General features: G+C 40.6%; 14 protein-coding genes. 7 read left to right on the top strand and 7 right to left on the bottom strand.

What is annotated here, in order from left to right; translation table 11 throughout:
- Nucleotides 1-7: 7 nt before the first annotated feature.
- The 4 genes from ACSLUK_RS11455 to ACSLUK_RS11440 all read right to left on the bottom strand — a co-directional run bounded on the left by ACSLUK_RS11455 (nt 8) and on the right by ACSLUK_RS11440 (nt 2,990).
- Nucleotides 8-733 (bottom strand): YebC/PmpR family DNA-binding transcriptional regulator, encoded by a 726-nt coding sequence (locus tag ACSLUK_RS11455; RefSeq protein ID WP_448548782.1) that lies wholly within the window; start codon nt 731-733, stop codon nt 8-10.
- A gap of 161 nt (nt 734-894) precedes the next feature.
- Nucleotides 895-1,383, bottom strand: a complete 489-nt coding sequence (locus ACSLUK_RS11450; RefSeq protein ID WP_448548780.1) for a GNAT family N-acetyltransferase — start codon at nt 1,381-1,383, stop codon at nt 895-897.
- Nucleotides 1,384-1,407: 24 nt separating this feature from the next.
- Nucleotides 1,408-2,049, bottom strand: a complete 642-nt coding sequence (locus tag ACSLUK_RS11445) for a hypothetical protein (protein WP_448548778.1) — start codon at nt 2,047-2,049, stop codon at nt 1,408-1,410.
- Nucleotides 2,050-2,582: 533 nt separating this feature from the next.
- Entirely contained in the window at nt 2,583-2,990 is a 408-nt protein-coding gene (locus ACSLUK_RS11440) for a VF530 family protein (RefSeq protein WP_448548776.1), read from the bottom strand.
- Between the two features lie 686 nt (nt 2,991-3,676).
- Here ACSLUK_RS11440 and ACSLUK_RS11435 point away from each other — a divergent pair.
- Nucleotides 3,677-4,528: a choice-of-anchor L domain-containing protein gene (locus tag ACSLUK_RS11435; RefSeq protein WP_448548774.1), complete on the top strand. Its 852-nt coding sequence runs from the start codon at nt 3,677-3,679 to the stop codon at nt 4,526-4,528.
- A gap of 449 nt (nt 4,529-4,977) precedes the next feature.
- The gene (locus ACSLUK_RS11430; RefSeq protein WP_448548772.1) at nt 4,978-7,788 is read left to right on the top strand and encodes a TonB-dependent receptor plug domain-containing protein; all 2,811 of its coding nucleotides are present in this window, start codon (nt 4,978-4,980) and stop codon (nt 7,786-7,788) included.
- 54 nt (nt 7,789-7,842) lie between these two features.
- On the opposite strand, the gene ACSLUK_RS11425 is transcribed toward ACSLUK_RS11430, so the two are convergent.
- Nucleotides 7,843-8,832, bottom strand: coding sequence for a substrate-binding domain-containing protein (locus tag ACSLUK_RS11425; protein WP_448548770.1), 990 nt, complete (start codon nt 8,830-8,832; stop codon nt 7,843-7,845).
- Between the two features lie 211 nt (nt 8,833-9,043).
- Here ACSLUK_RS11425 and ACSLUK_RS11420 point away from each other — a divergent pair, with 211 nt between their 5' ends.
- Nucleotides 9,044-9,772 (top strand): hypothetical protein, encoded by a 729-nt coding sequence (locus ACSLUK_RS11420; RefSeq protein WP_448548768.1) that lies wholly within the window; start codon nt 9,044-9,046, stop codon nt 9,770-9,772.
- Nucleotides 9,773-9,934: 162 nt separating this feature from the next.
- On the top strand, nt 9,935-12,271 hold the full coding sequence (locus ACSLUK_RS11415) for a S9 family peptidase (RefSeq protein WP_448548766.1): 2,337 nt from the start codon (nt 9,935-9,937) through the stop codon (nt 12,269-12,271).
- Between the two features lie 80 nt (nt 12,272-12,351).
- On the opposite strand, the gene ACSLUK_RS11410 is transcribed toward ACSLUK_RS11415, so the two are convergent.
- Both ACSLUK_RS11410 and ACSLUK_RS11405 read right to left on the bottom strand, forming a co-directional pair.
- Entirely contained in the window at nt 12,352-13,113 is a 762-nt protein-coding gene (locus ACSLUK_RS11410; RefSeq protein ID WP_448548763.1) for a class I SAM-dependent methyltransferase, read from the bottom strand.
- Nucleotides 13,091-14,509, bottom strand: a complete 1,419-nt coding sequence (locus ACSLUK_RS11405) for an MATE family efflux transporter (protein WP_448548761.1) — start codon at nt 14,507-14,509, stop codon at nt 13,091-13,093. Before ACSLUK_RS11405 ends, ACSLUK_RS11410 begins: the two co-directional genes overlap by 23 nt.
- A 232-nt stretch (nt 14,510-14,741) precedes the next feature.
- Here ACSLUK_RS11405 and ACSLUK_RS11400 point away from each other — a divergent pair, with 232 nt between their 5' ends.
- The 3 genes from ACSLUK_RS11400 to ACSLUK_RS11390 all read left to right on the top strand — a co-directional run bounded on the left by ACSLUK_RS11400 (nt 14,742) and on the right by ACSLUK_RS11390 (nt 19,214).
- Nucleotides 14,742-17,210: a S8 family peptidase gene (locus ACSLUK_RS11400; RefSeq protein WP_448548759.1), complete on the top strand. Its 2,469-nt coding sequence runs from the start codon at nt 14,742-14,744 to the stop codon at nt 17,208-17,210.
- 164 nt (nt 17,211-17,374) lie between these two features.
- Nucleotides 17,375-18,211: a DUF6689 family protein gene (locus ACSLUK_RS11395; protein WP_448548757.1), complete on the top strand. Its 837-nt coding sequence runs from the start codon at nt 17,375-17,377 to the stop codon at nt 18,209-18,211.
- 100 nt (nt 18,212-18,311) lie between these two features.
- The gene (locus tag ACSLUK_RS11390; RefSeq protein WP_448548755.1) at nt 18,312-19,214 is read left to right on the top strand and encodes an FHA domain-containing protein; all 903 of its coding nucleotides are present in this window, start codon (nt 18,312-18,314) and stop codon (nt 19,212-19,214) included.
- Nucleotides 19,215-19,224: the final 10 nt, after the last annotated feature.

Below are 19,224 nucleotides of genomic sequence, written 5' to 3'. Positions count from 1 at the left end.
ATAGGTATTATTCGTCAGCAATTTCCGCATTGTGATATACATTTTGTACATCATCGCAGTCATCTAACATGTTAAGAAATTTCTCAAATACCTCAACATCTTCACCTGACAATTCGGTAATTGTTTGAGGAACCCAAGTAATTTCTTCAGAATCTAACGTAACGTCTGGGAAGGCATCTTGTAGCGCGTTTTTCGTGTTATAAAACTCAGTTTGTGGCGCATAAACGGTAACGATACCGTCTTCAACCTTTACATCTGTTACGTCAACATCAGCCATCATTAACGCTTCTAGAACTGCCTCATCGTCATCACCTTTAAAGCTAAATACCGCTAGATGATCAAACATATGTGAAACAGTGCCGGTAGAACCAATCTTTGAATTTGTCTTCGTGAAACATTGACGAACGTCTTTGATAGTACGGTTACTGTTGTCAGTAAGGCAATCAATGATTACCATGCAGTTACCAGGGCCAAAGCCTTCATAACGTGCTGACTCATAGTTTTCACCGCCACCACCATTCGCTTTGTCAATTGCTTTATCTACAACGTGTGCAGGCACTTGATCTTTCTTTGCCTTGTCGATCATGCGGCGTAATGCTAGGTTACTGTCAGGGTCAACACCACCATTTTTAGCACATACGTATATTTCTTTTCCATACTTTGAATAAAGCTTAGTCTTCGCACCTTGCGTTTTCGCCATAGATGCTTTGCGGTTTTCAAAACTTCTGCCCATCTGAAATGCTTCTCATCATATTAACAATCTATTTGCGCTAGATTCTAACAGTGAACGAAAAGGCTTTCTAGTGGGGAGGCAATAATGAAGGACATTTCCTTTAAACAGACGCTTATAGCGTGTCAGTAAATAATATCGTTAGCTTTGCAATTGGTATTACACTAATTGCAAGTTTTCGCCATGTAAATTACGTCAACGTATTTGCCATCTTTAAATGCGTAATCTTTGGCAATGCCTTCTTGTTCAAAACCAAGCTTTTCATATAGAGCAACAGCTGGAACGTTATCGGTATAAACTTCCAATTCTATTCTTCGAATTGCTAGCCAGTTAAATGCTAAGTCTATTGCTGATGACAGTAACTTTTCTCCAATGCCTTGGCGTTGATGTTTATTGTCGACAGCCATGCCTATATTAGCCACATGTCTGCGTCTTGGCGATTGAAAACACTCCATTCCGAGTTGCCCAACTATTTGTCCATCTCGCTCGGCGACCAAACTGTAAAAGTTGTCTGAAGAGGAAGACATAAACTTTTGCCACTTTTCTAGTGAAGGAAAAGGCAACGGCAATGTCTGTGCATAGTTTTCAGGTTGTTCGTAAATTTCTTTGATCTGGAGAATGTCTTCAGTGTTGCTGTGTCTGACTAATATCATGGGATCCTTCTTGAAATACTTACCCTAATTCATATTTTCTTGTAGTTGTTTACTTTTTCTTGTCATGGCAGCATGTTCACTGTGTTTTACCCAGTAAAACAAGTACATCATCACCAATTTTGTTATAGCACTCGTAATTGCTAACACAAGTAAAGGCCAGCCTAAAGATAACCCCATGCTAACGGCGAATGCAATAGTCGACAGATCCATTGCAAAAATAAACTGACTCATTTTAAGGTTTATAGCGCCAGTTTGACCACTTCTAATTATCAACAGAAATTGATGCATATAACCTTGTGCAATCAATGCGCTAATAATGAGAATCATGGCGGTTGATATCGCTTTACTGTCATCTCGAACTGACTCTGTCATTAGAGCACCTGCTCCGCCTAGAACAATGATGAGCAATGTTGTTAGTAGCATTGCATACGAAAGCTTACAGCGTTTATCTCGCCAGATCTCAATAATAACTAGTGTCACGACTAACGCCGCAATCAATCGTGGCCACACGATAAAGTGATTGAATGGCTCAACACTGTAGCCGTAGATAAAAAATGAAAAATACGCCAAGAAGGAAATGAAAAATTGATTCATAGATAGGATTGCTGTCGGGCTATTAGCTGATTGTTGATGCTTTTTGTGCTGGAGTATTGTTCGATATTGCATTATTACCCCAATAATGCTGATTGAAATTAAGCAAGTGTTGAGTGAACCAAAAAAAGTGTATGCCGTCACGTGTATATCCTTAAAAATCATATTGTCGACAATTATTGTTCTAAATTACTCTTGGTGCAACGTTTTACGGCTATTTATTGTCGTTTGTCGACAATGTGCGTGTTGAGTTAATTGGTTATTTGTTGGGAAAATGATGGGGGGGAAGTTTTACAGAAATCCAACAAGTTGTGTGTTGGTCTTGTGCTAGCTTAGTTCAGAAGTTAAATGGAACTAACGTGATTGATTAAGATGGAAAAATGTAATTTGGAGAAGGGCAGCACGCTATTTCACTATTGGCGAGAAATATTGCAGGTGCTGATAGTTGGTCTATATTCGGGTGTACTTTTTAGGATCGGGCTCAAGCAATCGCCATGGAATGATACCTATTTGGGATACTTAATTGACGCCGCCTTATGCGCAGCGGCTACCGCTATAATTGTTTCTTATTTGTTTAATTTCTTGCTAAGTGGGCCCTTAAACGCCCCTTAGCAGTTATCCCATGGGTTTTTAGCTTTTGCTGCAAACTTTCTGGTTGTTTGTGCTCTTTTTTGGCGCAACCTTTCAGCATCTTCTAACGAGAGACTAGCTGGCGTGCCAGGTTTTTGGTGTGAAGGAATTATACGATCACGGGGAGGGCGTTGAAATTGCTCGTTATCGGCTCTAGGTAAGTTCTTGAATTGGTATAAATAAAAAGCTTCAACTTTTTCTCTAGCCCAGTCAGTTTTTTTCAAAAACTTGATACTGGCAGGGATGCTGGGATTTTTATTAAAGCAGTTTAAATTCAAATATGCATGGAGAATTTCAAACCCGTAATGATCAACGAGTTCTGTTAACACCTGTTGTAGGCTTTTTCCATGTAATGGATTGTTCTTATATATTTCTTCTGAAGACATATGGCTAATAGATGTATCTATAGTAGGTAAGTAGTCACTGCCATTATAGTCGAAACATGGTTGAGCATTAAAGGAATTTATCGCAAGTAAAACTAGTGTAAATGCTATTTACATTAGAGCGTGTTGATCTTTGAGGTACAAATTTTGTTCAACTTGAGCGTGCTTTGATCGCGGCGCTCGGTTTGTAGCATAGTTGTTCTACGTAAAAATCGTGCACAGCTACCGCGTCCTGCTATCGCTAAGTACCTACATCCATGTAGGCAACAATTAGCAAAGCGCGCTCAATTGAACCCTTCGGGCAGCGCCCGTTTGGCATTTATACTGTGTTATCGCCTTACTGGAGGACGACTGCATGGATGCAGAAGGTAGGGCGACGCAGGATGCCAAAGCCGAGAATAACTACACGACGAAGGCTCTGCCTAGTCTAAATGCCAAACTGTCAGCTGCAAAAATGAACAGCAAAGGTCAACACGCTCTAGTTTTACTATATCTAATGAAATTGGGGATTGACGTGATTGTCGGGCAATTTTACACAATTGAATCACTTAAAAGTAGCACGTGTTATAGGTTGCTAAAATATTGTTCAATTTTTATTTTGGTATGTTTTTTGTACAAATATCCTCAGTCTCTTTTCGACTATTCAATTAACTAACATTCCTGAGACGTTTATCAGGAGGAGGTGTTCAGTGAATCCTAAGTTAACAAAATCTTTACTTGCAGGTTTGGTTGGTGCAATTGCACTCAACTTAAGCTCCGCCAATGCAAGTTTAATTGTTACACAAAACGATACTGCAACGGATTTAGTGTCGAGTATTCTTGGTGGAGGCATAACCACGTCTGCTGAAACGGTTACTGGCGCCGCGGATGCATTTGGCACTTTTACTGGCGGTATCGCTGCCGGTATAGGTATTGAATCGGGGATCATGTTATCTTCTGGCGACGTAGCCGATGCGCCTGGGCCAAATTCTGCGCCTGGTACAACTACGATACATGGCACACCAGGCGATCCAGATTTAGATGTATTAGCTGGAGTGCCTACATTTGATGCAGCCTTCTTGACTTTTGATTTTGAAAGTGACGGCGGAGATTTATTCTTTCGATTTGTTTTCGCATCTGAAGAGTACAATGAATTCGTGGATTCGGGTGTAAATGATGTGTTTGCATTCTTCTTAGATGGGATCAATATCGGTGTTATACCTGGCACTGCAACGCCTGTTTCAATTGATACTGTCAATCTCGGTGATCATCCTGATTTGTATAACGACAATGAGGGAGGGCTATTTGATATTGAATATGATGGTTTTACCGACGTATTTACCGCTTCTTTCCTTGGACTAAGCCCCGGCATACATACCATTAGAATGGGTATTGCAGATGGTGGTGACGAATTATTGGATTCGACAGTATTTATTGAAGGCGGCAGTTTTTCCGATAGCGAAGATCCTCAAATTGATGTACCTACCAATTCAATTCCTGAACCTTCGATTGTTGTCCTTTTAGCTTCTGGCTTATTGCTACTTGGTAAACGCCACCAATAACTTGCTGACTCTTGAGCGACGCAATCAGTGTCGCTCAATTATTCTTGGTACTACCTATTGTTTGGCAGAAGAATTCTCCATATTTCATCTTTGGTTACAAATTCACCGTTATGCCGCAATTTTATACTTTATAACTAACAAACCAATATCTATGCACATCTGATGGTTTTCTATTTAATCGATTGCCTCCTTAATTTTTCAAATCTTCTTGAATTTACTTAGTTATTTGATGCTCATTAAAAAATTCGAATGAGCATATTTATTATTGTATACATTTCTTAAGGCCATTGGTTACAAGGGCTGCAGTCAATTCTAGATTGACATTAAAAACTTTGTGTGTATTGTATATTGTATATTCTATATTGTGTTCTTATTTGTTTTATGGATAAAAAAATAAATCTTTATGGAAGTTAAGAATAACTAGAAAAGTAAAAATTTAAGGGGATATCATGTTTAAATTAAAGCCAGTCGCATTGGCATTGCTTGCGACGTCTTCGTCAACCTATGCCTACGCGCAGGAAAATGTTGACCAAGAAGCACAAGAAGAAGAGCGAATCGTGGTCACGGGATCGCGAATTGCTCGACCAGGAGTGGAAACTGTTTCACCGGTTGTTTCATTGGATGTAGAAGACCTTGCTATAACAGGCAATATGAATGTTGCACAAGTGCTAGCTACCTTGCCTCAATTTGCGGTGGGAATTGAAGCAAGTGATAATTCATATAATCCAGGTAATGCAGGCTTAGCTACTGCAAACTTGCGTGATCTTGGCTCACACCGTACTTTAGTACTCATCAACGGTCATCGCCCTACGCAAATGGTCGATAGTGGTGGTCGACTGGTTTCAGATTTACAAAACATTCCAGCCTCGCTTATTCAAAATATTGAAGTTCTGACTGGTGGTGCTTCAGCTGTTTATGGTTCAGATGCGGTTGCTGGCGTAGTGAACGTCATTCTAAAGAAAGATTTTGAAGGATTTAACGCCAACCTACAGGGGTTCTCCACAGAAGAAAAGGACGGTGAATCTCAGTCGCTGTCGTTAAGCTATGGTGCGAATTTTAACGACAATAAAGGCAATGTTGTATTTAGCCTTGATTACTATAATCAAGAGGAGTTAACGTACGCATCTCGACCTGGCTCTAATGGACAAACCGCCTACATCGACAACCCTAATGGTGATATTCCAAATCAAGTCATTTTACATAATGTTGGCTGGGCTGATTACAACATTCCCAGCAATCGACCAACGTTTATGTCTGGTTCATCATACGATTACTTCCAGTTTGATAGAAATAGCGATGGTACGTTGGGCGAAGGCTATCGTGCAATCTTAGATTCTGAATTACATGAATACTACATGCAATCTCATGATTTGAATCCAAACATGTACTCAAGCGTTGGGCCACAACAAGCGATGCAACCTTATACACGTTTAAATCTAAACTTGCATGGTGGTTACGAGCTTGCAGATGATATTTATTTAACAGCAGACGTCAATTATAGCCGTGTCGAGACAGAACATACGATTGATCCTGAATTCGTTTTCTCTTGGAATGGTTGGGTTAATGTTTATGATGCGCCATTTGAAGTGCCACAAGTGGTTATTGATGCAGCTGAATCTGACGGTACCAGCTGGATCGCTATTCCTTATACATTTAATGATTTAGGTAACCGAATTGGTGAAGTTGACCGTGAATATGTTTCCGTTTCATTTGCACTAGATGGTGACTTTGATAATGGCTGGAGCTGGGATGCCTATATTGCAGGCGGTAAAACTACAGTTGATGAAACATCGTTAAATAGACTTAATACAGAGCGTTGGGACAACTTTGTTCTCTTTGGAGAGTGTGAAGCCACAAATAGTTGTGCGGTAATGAACCCATTTGAGCCACTTACGCAAGAAGTTATTGATTACATTAAGCTTGATCCATTTACGGATACATCGGAAACCTACCAATATACCCTTGCGGCTAATATTTCTGGTGATGTACTTGAACTTCCTGCAGGTGAGTTAATGTTTTCTGCAGGTTTTGAAATTAGAAAAGAAGGGTTGGAAGTTTCACCATCACAAGTATCACTTGAAGGGACAAACCGCGGTAACACTCGTGGTGCAACTGACGTAGATCGTGATATTCAAGAAGTATACATCGAGTTTATTGCGCCGATTGTGACAGACGCTGTTATGGTTAAATCGTTAGAGGTTGAAGCGGCGTATCGCTATGCAAATTATACTTATGCTGGTAGTAATAATAGTTGGAAATTGGGCGCCAACTGGGCAATTGATGACAACCTTCGTATAAGAACAAATTACTCTAAGGCTGTTCGTGCACCTCAATTGACAGAACTATTTAGGCCTGAGGAAGTCGTTTTTGCTCGCTATATCGATCCCTGTGATAGTGATGAGTTAGACGAAGCAGTAGATGAAAATTTACGTAGAGCTAACTGTGCAGCGTTAGGCTTACCTGCTGATTTTGAATCTGAGATGCGTATTACTGGTGGCTCGTACATTACAGTGAAAGGCAATGAAGATCTCAATGTAGAAACAGCGCACACATTAACTGCTGGCTTCGTTTTTACGCCAACGTTTATCGATGATTTTAGTCTTTCAATTGATTATTTCGATATTGATCTAGAAGATGGGATCACGCGCTTTGGTGCTTATACAACAGCTGCTATGTGTGTAGATGCAAGCAGCATTGACAACGTGTTTTGTCCGCAAGTAACACGTAAAGCTGACGGTAATATCAGTAACATCAATGATACGTACGTTAACGCAAACAAAATGCGTCGTAGGGGTTTAGATATTCAGAGTTACTATCAACAATCCTTAAATGAATATGGCGAGATTGATTATAGTTTATACGTAACACACTTGCTTGAGAGCTCATTTACAGAGTCTGACCTAGCAGGTGCAGATAAACGAGAATGGGTAGGCGTTAATGGAACACCTGAATGGAAGGCTTCATTTATCGTAGCTTATACTCTAGAAGCATTACGTGTTAGCTGGCAAACGAATTATTCGTCTGACGTGTTATATGCACGCGAGGCGACAGCTGAAGACTATGAACGTTTCAACATTCCGTCGTCAGTCCTACACAATTTAAGAGTAGGGTATGACTTATCAGAACAAACCAATATCTACTTCGGTATTAATAATGTAACTGATAAAGATTGGCTAGGTACTCCAGGCGCAAGTCGTGGAGGTTCAACTTACCCGATTGCAGGACGCGGTTACTTTGCTGGTGTTAATGTTAGCTTTTAATAGTTTTTATTAACCCTTAGATTAAATAAAAGCATAAGCACTCGCTTGTGCTTTTTACTTTTGAGTGCAGGTATCAAAATTCTCTGTGTGACAGTAATGGAAATCGAGAAAGTACATGTCTTTTTCCGGTAATGTATTTTGGGTGAGATAATTGAAAAGCAAATCAGCTGATAAGCGACCCATCTCAAACGGATTTTGTCCAATATTAATGGTAGATAGTCGCTCTCTCAGTGCCGATAATTGTAGCGGTTCCGTGTCAGCTGATACAAAAACGACTTCCTCAGTTTCAAGCAATTTTTTATAGGGTTTAATTGCCTCGATATATTTTGGAGAGAATTGCGCAAAGCCTGCAACAGCGATATTAATTGGTACTTTGTTATCAAAGCTATTTATCAGTTGTGACAGCGCCTGGTCTCGCTTACCTAATGAATAGTATGGACACCGCTCTATTTCAAACCAATCGTTTTCGCCATGTAGTCTAGAGGCTGTTTGGTTATTAGAAAGAAAAAGTCTTACGCCTTTGATCCTATCGTTGAGATTAGGAGTTGTGGGATGGCCAGAATAGATGCAGACATGATTAACTCCTGGCCGCTTAAATTTTGTAGCGTATTCGCCCAACGCCTTGCCAAATTCGACATTATTTGTACCAACATAAGTTAAGCGATGATGGTGGTGCGCCGAGAGTAAATCAGAATCAAATGTTATAACGGGAATATTTAATTTAGCTAATTTTGGAAGTATATAGTCGGCTAAATATGCTGAGTCAGTGACGGAAATAATGAGCCCATCAATTCCTTTTGCCAAAACGCGCTCTACAGCAAAGCCTTGCGAGCGAATATCTTGATAATTTAATGGGCCATCATAAATGCAATCAAGGTTTTTTATCGTAGCCGCAAAATGTAAACAACCATCAAATGATTGTTCATAAAAGCTATCGTTTAGGGTTTTACCTATGACAGCAAACGTTAGTTTTTCCTGCGCTGAAGTTAGGTGCGAATACACGATGAAAAATAGTAGCAACAAATGCGGCCGACCTATTGTCAATTTCAGCCCCTTGCAAGACGTTTGTTTTCTATCTTTTAGTATATTGTTTAACTGAGAATTAGAAAGCTATAGGGCTGTTTTACTCATAAAACGTGAATAACACCATTAGCAATAAAAATACAGTTCGCAACTCAATTGATACTCCACTTCACAATGTTTTCACAACCTTTTTGGTAGCGTTTTTGTTCTTTGAATGGATAAGGACAACATAATGTACAAGCCAAATTTTATAGGCTCGCCATTGGCGCTAACACTAGCGTTGATATGTGCCGCTTTTTCTAATGTTTCAATTGCCAAAGAGTCTCAGGTTACTGATATTCAAAAGAATGTTGAGCAGGCGATTTCTCGATTTGAAAATCGTATTCGGGATAAGATTTCCTTTGTTGTTAAACGTTTCGAAAATGAAGAGGGTGATATTAGTCAGCGGGTAGAGCGCTATGATCCAAGTAATAACGGCAATGCAAATTGGCAACTTATCAGCGTGAATGGAAACACGCCATCCACGAAACAACGACAACAATACTTAGAGGAAAAGCTTAATAGGCAAAAAGAAGGCAAGGCAATTTCAATTAGGCTGAGAGAGCTTATTGAGTTTGAAACGTTAACCGTAACTCATGAAAATGGAACTACTTCTACAGCGGCCTTTGAAGTGAATACCAAACCGCTAGGCATAGATGCATCTGGAAAGTTAGCAGGAAAGCTGCGTTATAACAAACAACTTGCCTACATAGAAGCGATTAACATTACGAACAAAGAAACATTCTCGCCAATGTTTAGCGCTGAAATTACAGATCTTGATGTTTCACTTGAATTTTCTTTATTCAATGATGAAGTTGTCATTCAAAAGCAAGCGATGGAAATGAAAGGAAGTTATGCCTTTTTTGCTGAGATAGAAGAAGTATCGACCGCAACCTATTCAGACTACAAGCTACTTTTCTAGTTACCGAGAAAATACGCTCGTATTACAGTTTTACTTACGTGATAAATGGTATACAGTATACATTTATTTGTGTGTAAGTTCGGATATGTTTCGATATATCAAGTGTATTCATCTGGATATGCGCACAAGCAGTTGGTCGTATTTCTAGGTATCAGTGCAAAAATGAAGAATCAAAAACGAGCAGTCGTAACGAAAAATAATTTACAACACTATGGTGGTTTATCGGCAGCATTGGTGCCGCTGATCGGAGCTATGGTAACGTTAACAGGGTGTCAATCACTTAACGATAGCAATGCTATAACCGTTATTGATGTCGAAAGAAAAATTGCTAGAGCGAAGCAATTCGCACCGGAACAACTTCGTCAAAAGGCACATAACATCTGGTTAGAGCCTAAATGGTTGAGTGTTAACGCTAACCAGTTTTGGTTTGAGAGCTACGCTGCTAATAGCGGTCAAACATTTACGTTGGTAAATACAGAAACTAATTCCAAGCAGCCATTGTTTCTTCGAGAAAGACTCACAGAAGCTTTACAAGTGCAACTTGGCATTGCAGATGAGTTATCTTGGGATACGTCACCATTGTCATCTGTGTCATATGATGGGGTAAATTTGGCGTTCTCGACAAAACAACAATCATTTACCTGCAATATTTCTAACGCAGTTTATACATGCGCAGGGAGTGATTCACAAAGTAACGATGTAAATTCGAAGGAAATGCCTCAATATGTGTCACCTAATGGTGAATATTATGTGCGAGTGAAGGATTACAATTTACAATTATGCACAACGGTTAATCACGCATGTAAGCCATTGACACAAGATGGTAATGAACAATCGCCTTATGCGGTTAAGCATCCATATCCTGAGTCAAAGCTGGCGGATCGCCACTATGATGAGCAAACCCAACTGGATGTAGATTGGTCTGAGAATAGCCGCTACTTCGTAAGTTACAAACTGTTTCGTCAAGGTGTAAATAAACTGACGCTCACTGACAGCACAGCCAACGAAAACTATCAGGTGAATACCGTCGAATACTACTATCCACAAGCTGGCGACGACATATTACCTATGGCCCAGCCTGTACTAGTAGATACTGAGTTAAATCAAGCATTCCTGTTAGATGCGCCAAAAGTTATGCAAACGTATTATGGTGGTGCAATTTGGGGGCAGTGGCACGGCGATAATTACTATTATCATGATCGTCGTCGTGGAAACCAAGAGTATTATCTGCGAAAACTGGACGCTAAACAGCGCAAAGTTATTTCATTAGTTAAGGAAACAGATGCTCAGTTTATCGATCCTTGGGTACAAACACTTCATCCACTAACTGAATCAGCGCAAATAATTTGGAGCTCGCAACGTACCGGTTTTCAGCACCTATACTTGTATGATGCTAAAACAGGAAAGTTGCTGAACCCGATCACACAAGGAGAGTTTACCGTACGTGTAATTAGGGGCGTGGACGAAAAAAATGGGGTGTTGTATTTTGAAGCATCAGGACGTGAACCCAATCGCGATCCATATCTTCGCCACCTTTATCGAATTAACTTAGACGGTACAAATTTGATTTTGCTCACACCAGAGCCATTTGAACATAGTACCCAACTATCGCCCGATTATACTTACTTTGTCGACAGTTATTCTGATGCGCAAACACCGACACAAAGTTGGCTAAGAAGTACTTCAACAGGTGAAAAGCTTTTACAGCTTGGCCAAGCTGATGTTAGCGAACTAGAAGCGCTGGGATGGCAACCACCTGAGCCATTCTCAGTGCTAGCCAATGATGGACAAACGTCTCTGCACGGCTTGATCTATAAACCTACAAACTTTGATCCCAGCAAAAAGTATCCGGTTGTCGATGATACCTATACGGGGCCTCATAACTTTTTTACGCCTAAATCGTTTTACACATTTGATAATCAACGACCTGCGTTGGCAGAGCTTGGCTTTATTGTGATTAAAATGGATGGACGGGGTACAAACAAACGTGGCAAAGATTTCCACCGCTTTAGTTATAAAAATCTCGCTGCGGGAACTGATGATCATGTCTGGGCGATAAAGCAATTGGCTAAATCGCGTTCATATATGGATATAGACCGTGTAGGCATTTTTGGTTTTAGTGCGGGTGGATACGATGCGATGCAAGCTATGTTGCGCCACAGTGACTTTTTTAGCGTTGGAGTGAGTGCGTCTGGCAATCACGACTTTCGTGTCGACAAAGCAGGCTGGAATGAAATTTGGATGGGATGGCCGGTCACTAAACATTGGGATGAACAATCTAACTATACCCACGTAGAGCGCTTAAAAGGCAAGCTGCTGCTAGCTCATGGTGAGCTCGACAGTAATGTGCATCCATCGGCTACTTTACGCCTTGCTGAAAAGCTGATTGACGCGAATAAAGATTTTGATTTACTCATCATGCCTAAAATGGGACATGTATTAGATGAAAGTCCGTATTTTGTTGAGAAACGTTGGCGATTCTTTTTAGAACACCTCTAACTCAATTTAAGCTGAGCACGTATAAAATTGTGGCTGCAGGTTATGCAGCCACACCATCTACAATTTAGCTGTTTCTCACATTAAGCTTTTTTAAAACGAAAGACAAAGCGGTCGGTTTTGCCACGCACACTCGGATCAAATACCATTTTGCTGTAGTCGTCTTTTGGGTTTCGTAAGAAGTCGCCTTGCGCTTCTAGAACAAACCCGGCAGCCTTAAAATCTTCAATGACTAATTCTTGGCTGATTCTGTGTAATTCTTTTTGGTTACCATTGGATGATTCCATATCGATCAAGCCGATAACGCCATCTTTTTTAAGTGCTTTCTTCATTTGGCTTAGCACTTTCATGCGGTGCTCTTTTGGGGCGTTTGAATATAAGTCATGATAATTAAGCACGATAGTGATGACATCAATTTGGTTTTCTAAATCAAATTCACCAAATTCTTTTACGTAATGTTTTACGTTACTTAGGCGGTTGTTCTCAAATCTTGCATCAAACTCTTTGCCAAAGCGACCGTCGAAAACGTCTAGTATGAATCGATTGTTTTGTGCGTAGACTTTTCCGGTATCACCAACTTTTTGAGAAATTACTTCTGTGTAGTAGCCTCCGCTTGAGAGTACTTCTAATACCGTCATCCCTGGCTTGATACCAAAGAAGTCCATCACTTTCGCGGGCTGTCTTCCTGCGTCTCTGGTTTTATCTGCTTCTGGTCTGTCACTTGTTGCAAGTTGCTGAGCAAAACTATTAACGTCTGACATTCTTGCTGAAACCTGATAGCTGGTTATTACACTTGAAAGAGCAAGCGCTAACATGGCGCAATTAACGAGAGTAGTTGTTTTCATGGGTGATTCCTTCTGTAAGAATTTGGTTGTTTGAGTTGTCTTGTTTACGTAAGTAGCCAAAACGGCTAAGTAAAAATATAACGGGGATAATGGCGGCTAAGTGGCCTAAAAAAAGTCCTTGATAAAAACCGACATCACTGAAAGTTAGTGCACCTATTGCGGCTAACGGCAATATGAATAATAGGCGATGACTAATCGCTAAAAGGGTGGCTTGCAAGGCTTTCTTTTTCGCATTCAGGCATGATTGAAAAACTATCACAATACCCGCAGTAGCATATCCCCATGGTACCCAATTGAGGTAATTATCCAAATGCTGTGCAATTGCTTCATGTGGGCAAACGAAAGACGACAGATAATGGCTTTGAGTCATTAATAGCACTGCAATAGCAATTTGTATTAGGAATACTGCGCTAAATGCAACTTGGTAGAGCGATTTGACTCGTTCTTTTTTACTGAGCCAGTAGTTGGCGCCTACTAATGCTGGCATAGAAGTAGTGAGTGCCATCGGGACGATAAGGAATATGGCTTCCAAGCGAAATAAAAGTGCAAGAGCTGCTACATAGTCAGTACTTAAGCTAGCTGCAATCGCTGTTAACGCAGCCATGCTTATGGGGGGGATAAATTGCTGAAGGACAATTAACAGGCTTTCAATTCTTATCATTGAAACTGTCAGTGATAATTTGCGAAATTGTGGGCGAACAAAGGCAACTTTTGTAAAGAGGTAAAGGAGGGAGATAACAGCAAATAAAATGTCAGCTAACACATGTACCATCGCTAAATTTGAAAGCCCTTCGGCAAAGAAAGGGCTTTGCGGAGTGAGTACTACAGTGGCTAGAAGTCCCTTAGTCAATGCCCAGCCTAGCATTAGGTAGCTTGCAACTTTCATCCAACCTAAAGCTCTAAGCACCGCATTTATTTGCCAAAAAAGTGCCATGAATATCCAACCTAAATAGCGAAGGTGCATATAAGTAGATTGTTCCTGAATACTTTGCTGGTGTGTAGTTGCAAGTGTCCAGTTGGCATTACCCGTAACAAACAGCAATTGTTCATTTCCTAACATGAATAAAAGTGAGAATACCGCTACGACGATAGTGTTTGTTATTAAGGTGGTTACTATGGTTTGCGCTAACTTTTCTTTTTCTACACAGTTGCAATGCACGGTCTTATTGTTGGCGTGGATGCTTAAACCTATCGCTAAAGCCGTCATTGCAGCTGTAATCGGTAAAGTAAAACCAAATGCAGTTAGCGTGCTTTCATCTTGAAAAGCAAGTAGCGTTGATTCCAGCAATTCGTAGGCAAACAATGCAAGAATTGCGCTTAACATCGGTGCGCTATTGCGCCATAGCAGCAGAGCAACTGGTGCAGTTGTGAAGGATTGACTATTACAGGTGGACATGTTTCCCAGCAAATCATTATTGTTGTTGTCATTAATAGATACCACGCGACATAAAAGTATTTCATCTGAGGATGTAACAATTAGTGTCACTAGCAACGTTATGCTGTTAATGATAGGGAGTAGGGGTTTTCCCCTGTATGATCTGGGGACTGATCCCGATAGTGTCTTCATTGAATTTCTATTCCAATGATTGTGTAAATAACACACTTTCTCAAAACGAGTGGATAGAATCATGAAATCAATTATTAAGAACATGGCAATGACCATGACAATCGCGGGCGTTAGCCTTAGTGCTACTGCTTCAGCGGTTATTGGCTCACAGTTAGAGCAGAAATTAAAAAATATGTCGTTAACTGACAGTGCTATGGTGGTCGTTTCTTACGATCAGCTAGATGCACTTTCAACATCACAGCTACAATCACTTTTGAATTTGGGTATTACACAGGGTGTTCAGTTTAAATCGTTGCCAATCATAGGCTTGGTAGCGAACCCTGCGCAAATTAATCAAATTGCGCAAATGTCTGGAATACGTTCAATTTTCGCTAACCGAGATCTAAGATATTTTAACGCGGAAGCTAGAGAACTTACGGGTGTGGAAAAGCTGCAATCCAATGAATTTGAAGCAAATAATGGCATCAAATATACCGGTAAAGGCGTAACAGTCATTGTCAACGATTCTGGTATAGATGCAACCCTTGAAGATCTGGCGTATGGCACTAAAGTTGTTGAAAATGTTCAAGGAGCAACACATGCTCAAGCCATATCGTTAACTGGCGTTGATGGCGTTTGGATTGAAGGGCAACTTAATACCGATTTGAACGTTGGACACGGAACACACTGTGCTGGAACAGTAGGCGGCTGGGGAACCCATTCAAATGGCAAATATAAAGGCGCAGCCGTTGATGCTGACATTGTTGGCTACGGTTCAGGTGCTGGTTTGTCTATCCTTGATGCATTAGGCGGATACGACTATGCAATAAGCCATATTTGGGATTTCAACTCACCGATTAGAATCATGAGTAACTCTTGGGGTTCTAGTGGTAAGTATGATCCTGCTGGCCCTATTTCACTCGCATCATATAAAGCATACAAACTCGGCATGATTTCAGTGTTTGCTGCAGGTAATGACGGTTCTGGTGAAGATACTCACAACCCTTACGCTCAGATCCCGTGGGGCATGTCAGTTGGTGCCAGTACTAAACAAGGTGACCTTATCGATTTTTCTTCAAGAGGAAAGCGCGGTGAAACTGGCGATTTCACTATGCCAGATGGTACTTCTTGGACGTATAAGAATGAAGTGACTATTGTTGCTCCGGGCGTAGATATAATTTCCACGAGAGCTAAAACGAATTTGGCGTCAAATGGTGGTGCTAATGACGTTGATGCAATTGAAACAGAATATTTGCCGTACTATACAATGATTTCAGGTACGTCAATGGCCACACCACACGTAGCGGGTATCATCGCAATGATGCTGGAAGCGAATCCTAACTTGACTCCATTACAAATCAAACAAATTATTCAAGAAACAGCCACCAATATGCCGGGATATGAATCTTGGGAAGTAGGTGCAGGCCATGTTAACGCTTATGCGGCAGTAGCGGGAGCGTTAGGGTGTGACCAACAAAATCGCACAACAGTCAATAACATCAATAGCTTTAACGCCAATGCAATCGTTGTCGAAGATGGGGCACCGGAAGCCTTTGAATTGTTTTACTCTCCGGTTGGTGAGCCAGAAGTTCATTCATTTACCGTTGGAGAAGACGCCGCATGGGTAAGTGCTTCTTCTGAGACATTGGCAAACACTGCAAAACTTAAACTTGAAGCGCCAGATGGTACGGTTTATTTTGGCAACCTTACGTTACCTGTGCTGGGTACGTCTATGCGTGTGTCTGCGCCAGCGCAGCCGGGAGAATGGAAACTTTCTGTGTTCGGAATGACGTCGCTTTCAGGTGTACAAGCTGATCCAACAGGTGCTACTAACGGTCCTGGTATTCCAGAATTTATTAGCGGCGAAATTTCAATCTTGAAATCAGGTGGATATCAAGGCCTTGATGATATTGCTGGACACCCTGCGCAAAAAGCGATTGAGTACGCTGTGAGCGAACGATTAGTTGACAGCAAAAATGATCGTGTTTATCGCCCTGACGCTAAATTGCAACGAAAAGATCTCGCGAAATTTCTTGTGATGGGGATGTCAATTAGACAACAACGCGACATCTTGAACGAGCAAAAAGTTGTATTTGAGGACGTAAACAGTAGCTACCTACCATTTGTAAATGCTGTAACTGAAACTGGTTCTGCGCTTAAAGATCGTGTTCAAGCGCAAGCACCTGTGATGTTAAGTGCTGATTCTTCATTTTCGCCTAATGCTACAGTTAGCAAGCAAGCGCTGGCTTATTCCCTTGTTCAAGGGCTTGGCTTAGAAGCGCAAGTGGCTGATGCACCTCAACAATTAACTGTAGAGTATAATGGTGAGCGAATTCCTGTTATTGATTCTGACAGCATCGATCCTCAATTTAAAGGTCATGTGCAAGCAGCTATCGATATGTCTCTCATGCAAGTGACATTCGGATTAGAACAAGGGCCTTATGATTTAATGCCTAAGTTAGTCGCCAAATTTAATCCAGAAGTCGCAGTAAAAAGAGGTGACTATGCGGTTATTATTGGTCGCGCCTATGATGGGTACTTACGTAATTAATACTTCAACAACTCAAAAACCAACCTCTGATTAGGTTGGTTTTTTCCGTTAAGGATTTCTTGCAAAACTTGCTTATTTTGTCAGTTCCAAGTAGCTTCTAGATGAATATAACTACAAAAGTATTGTCTAGTTTATGCATTGGACTCAAATACAGAGGATAAAACATGTTGCACTTTAATAAGTTAGTAGTAACAGTCTCGCTAATAGTATTTATGCTCGTTAGTACACTTGTACAGGCTCGCGAAGCAATAACACTCGATGTTCAAGGAAATAAAGTAGAGGCGACTATACATTTAGCCGGAGAAATTTCAGCAGATATTACGCTGGAGTTTGATAATGCAGTAGGCCTAACAGAAGACAGTATTGGAATTAGTGCGGAACTAGTCGATACTTCGGCTCTTTCGTTTATAAGCAGAATGCCAGATTTACTCAATGTATCACCCGCAGCTGCTTTTCCGATGTTGATTACTATAGAGCCATTAGCGTCATCAGGCTTTGCTTTTTCTGGCATGGCGACGATTGATATTCACACACATAATTTGGAATATACTGCTGGTACACCACTTAGATTTTTTAAAGCGCCATTAGATGGTGAGTTTCGTGATATAACAATGACAATGGGATCAGGGAGTTACCGTGCGAGAGGTTCAATTGGGCGATTTTCGCAGTTTATTATTGTCGCAGATTTGCGAGATCCGTTTACGGTGGTGAATCAAAAGCTGGGAGATTTGCAAACAGCGTTAAATGCTTTTTCCCCACAAGTTGAGGCAAGTGTTTTTACTAAGTTGCTACAAGATATCAATCAAGTACAGCAGTTAATCAATAACCAAAATTATATCGCTGCGGGCAATAGACTTAATGAATTTAATCGTTATGTTAATCAACACTCTGGACACTCAATTCCTGATGTTTGGCGCTCGAGCAGAGACATTGATAATGTTGCTGGCGAGCTGATGGCGTACGCGAATACGCTTAGGTTTAGTTTACGTTTGGTAAATTAGATTATGTGGATAAGAACTAGCAATTGGTATTTAAGATCGAATTGTTAGTTCATCTATTAAACAAGATTCATCCAATTAATTATGTGCCAATGGGGGAGTGATGCCAGCTAAAATTACGGTTTGTTATCATGATAGACCCGTGAAAGAAAGAATACTTTGTGAAGATAATGGCTATCGAATGGGGCGCGCGCAAGAGTGTGAACTAATATTAGAGCACCCAACGGTATCGAGAAATCATGCACGAGTTGCACATCAAAACAAAGTCTGGTCGTTGAGTGATGAACGCAGTAGAAATGGTACTAAGGTTAATGGCATTGCGGTTACGCATTCTTCTCTGACAGACGATGCGCTTATTTCTGTTGGCGCACTTGATTGCTTGTTTGAATTCAAAACCAATACACAAATTACAGCTATTACATCTCATGATAAGTGGCGCGAAGAGCAGTGCCAACGCTTTGACTCTCCAACCATTGTTCAAAATTTAAAACAACACTTAACTTCCCAACTTCAAAATATTATCCATATTACCGGAACACAGCGTGGTATTTTATTGCTTGGAGAGGATATCGAATCCATTCATGTGGGTGTTTCTGTAGGAATGCGGGTAACAGATTTTAAGTCGAGTGAGTTTGAAGGAAGCGTAGGTGCCATAAGTCGATGCTTAGTTTCAGAACGGCCAGTAATTGCAATGGATGTTTCTAAAGATAAACTACTTCACTTGAGGAAAAGTATTGAATTAAAAGAAATTTCTGCGCTAGCTTGCATTCCTCTATTCCATGAAGATAAAGTAATTGGTGTGGTTTATACCGATAGTAAAATGTCTGATAAATTACTAACGGAACTGGATATAGAGATATTAAAGGCGATGAGCCAGCAATTTGAAGCTACGGTACAAGCTTTATTGTTACAGCAATCGATAGACGCATTGCAACTTTCGATGAGCGAAGGATTGATAGGGAAATTGGAGAAAAACAGCAATCATTTATTAACTTTGTGCCACTAAATATTCTACA

Source organism: Thalassotalea fusca (assembly GCF_053485835.1).
The sequence above is the reverse complement of the archived record's forward strand: the minus strand, read 5'-3'. Positions and strand labels throughout refer to the sequence as shown.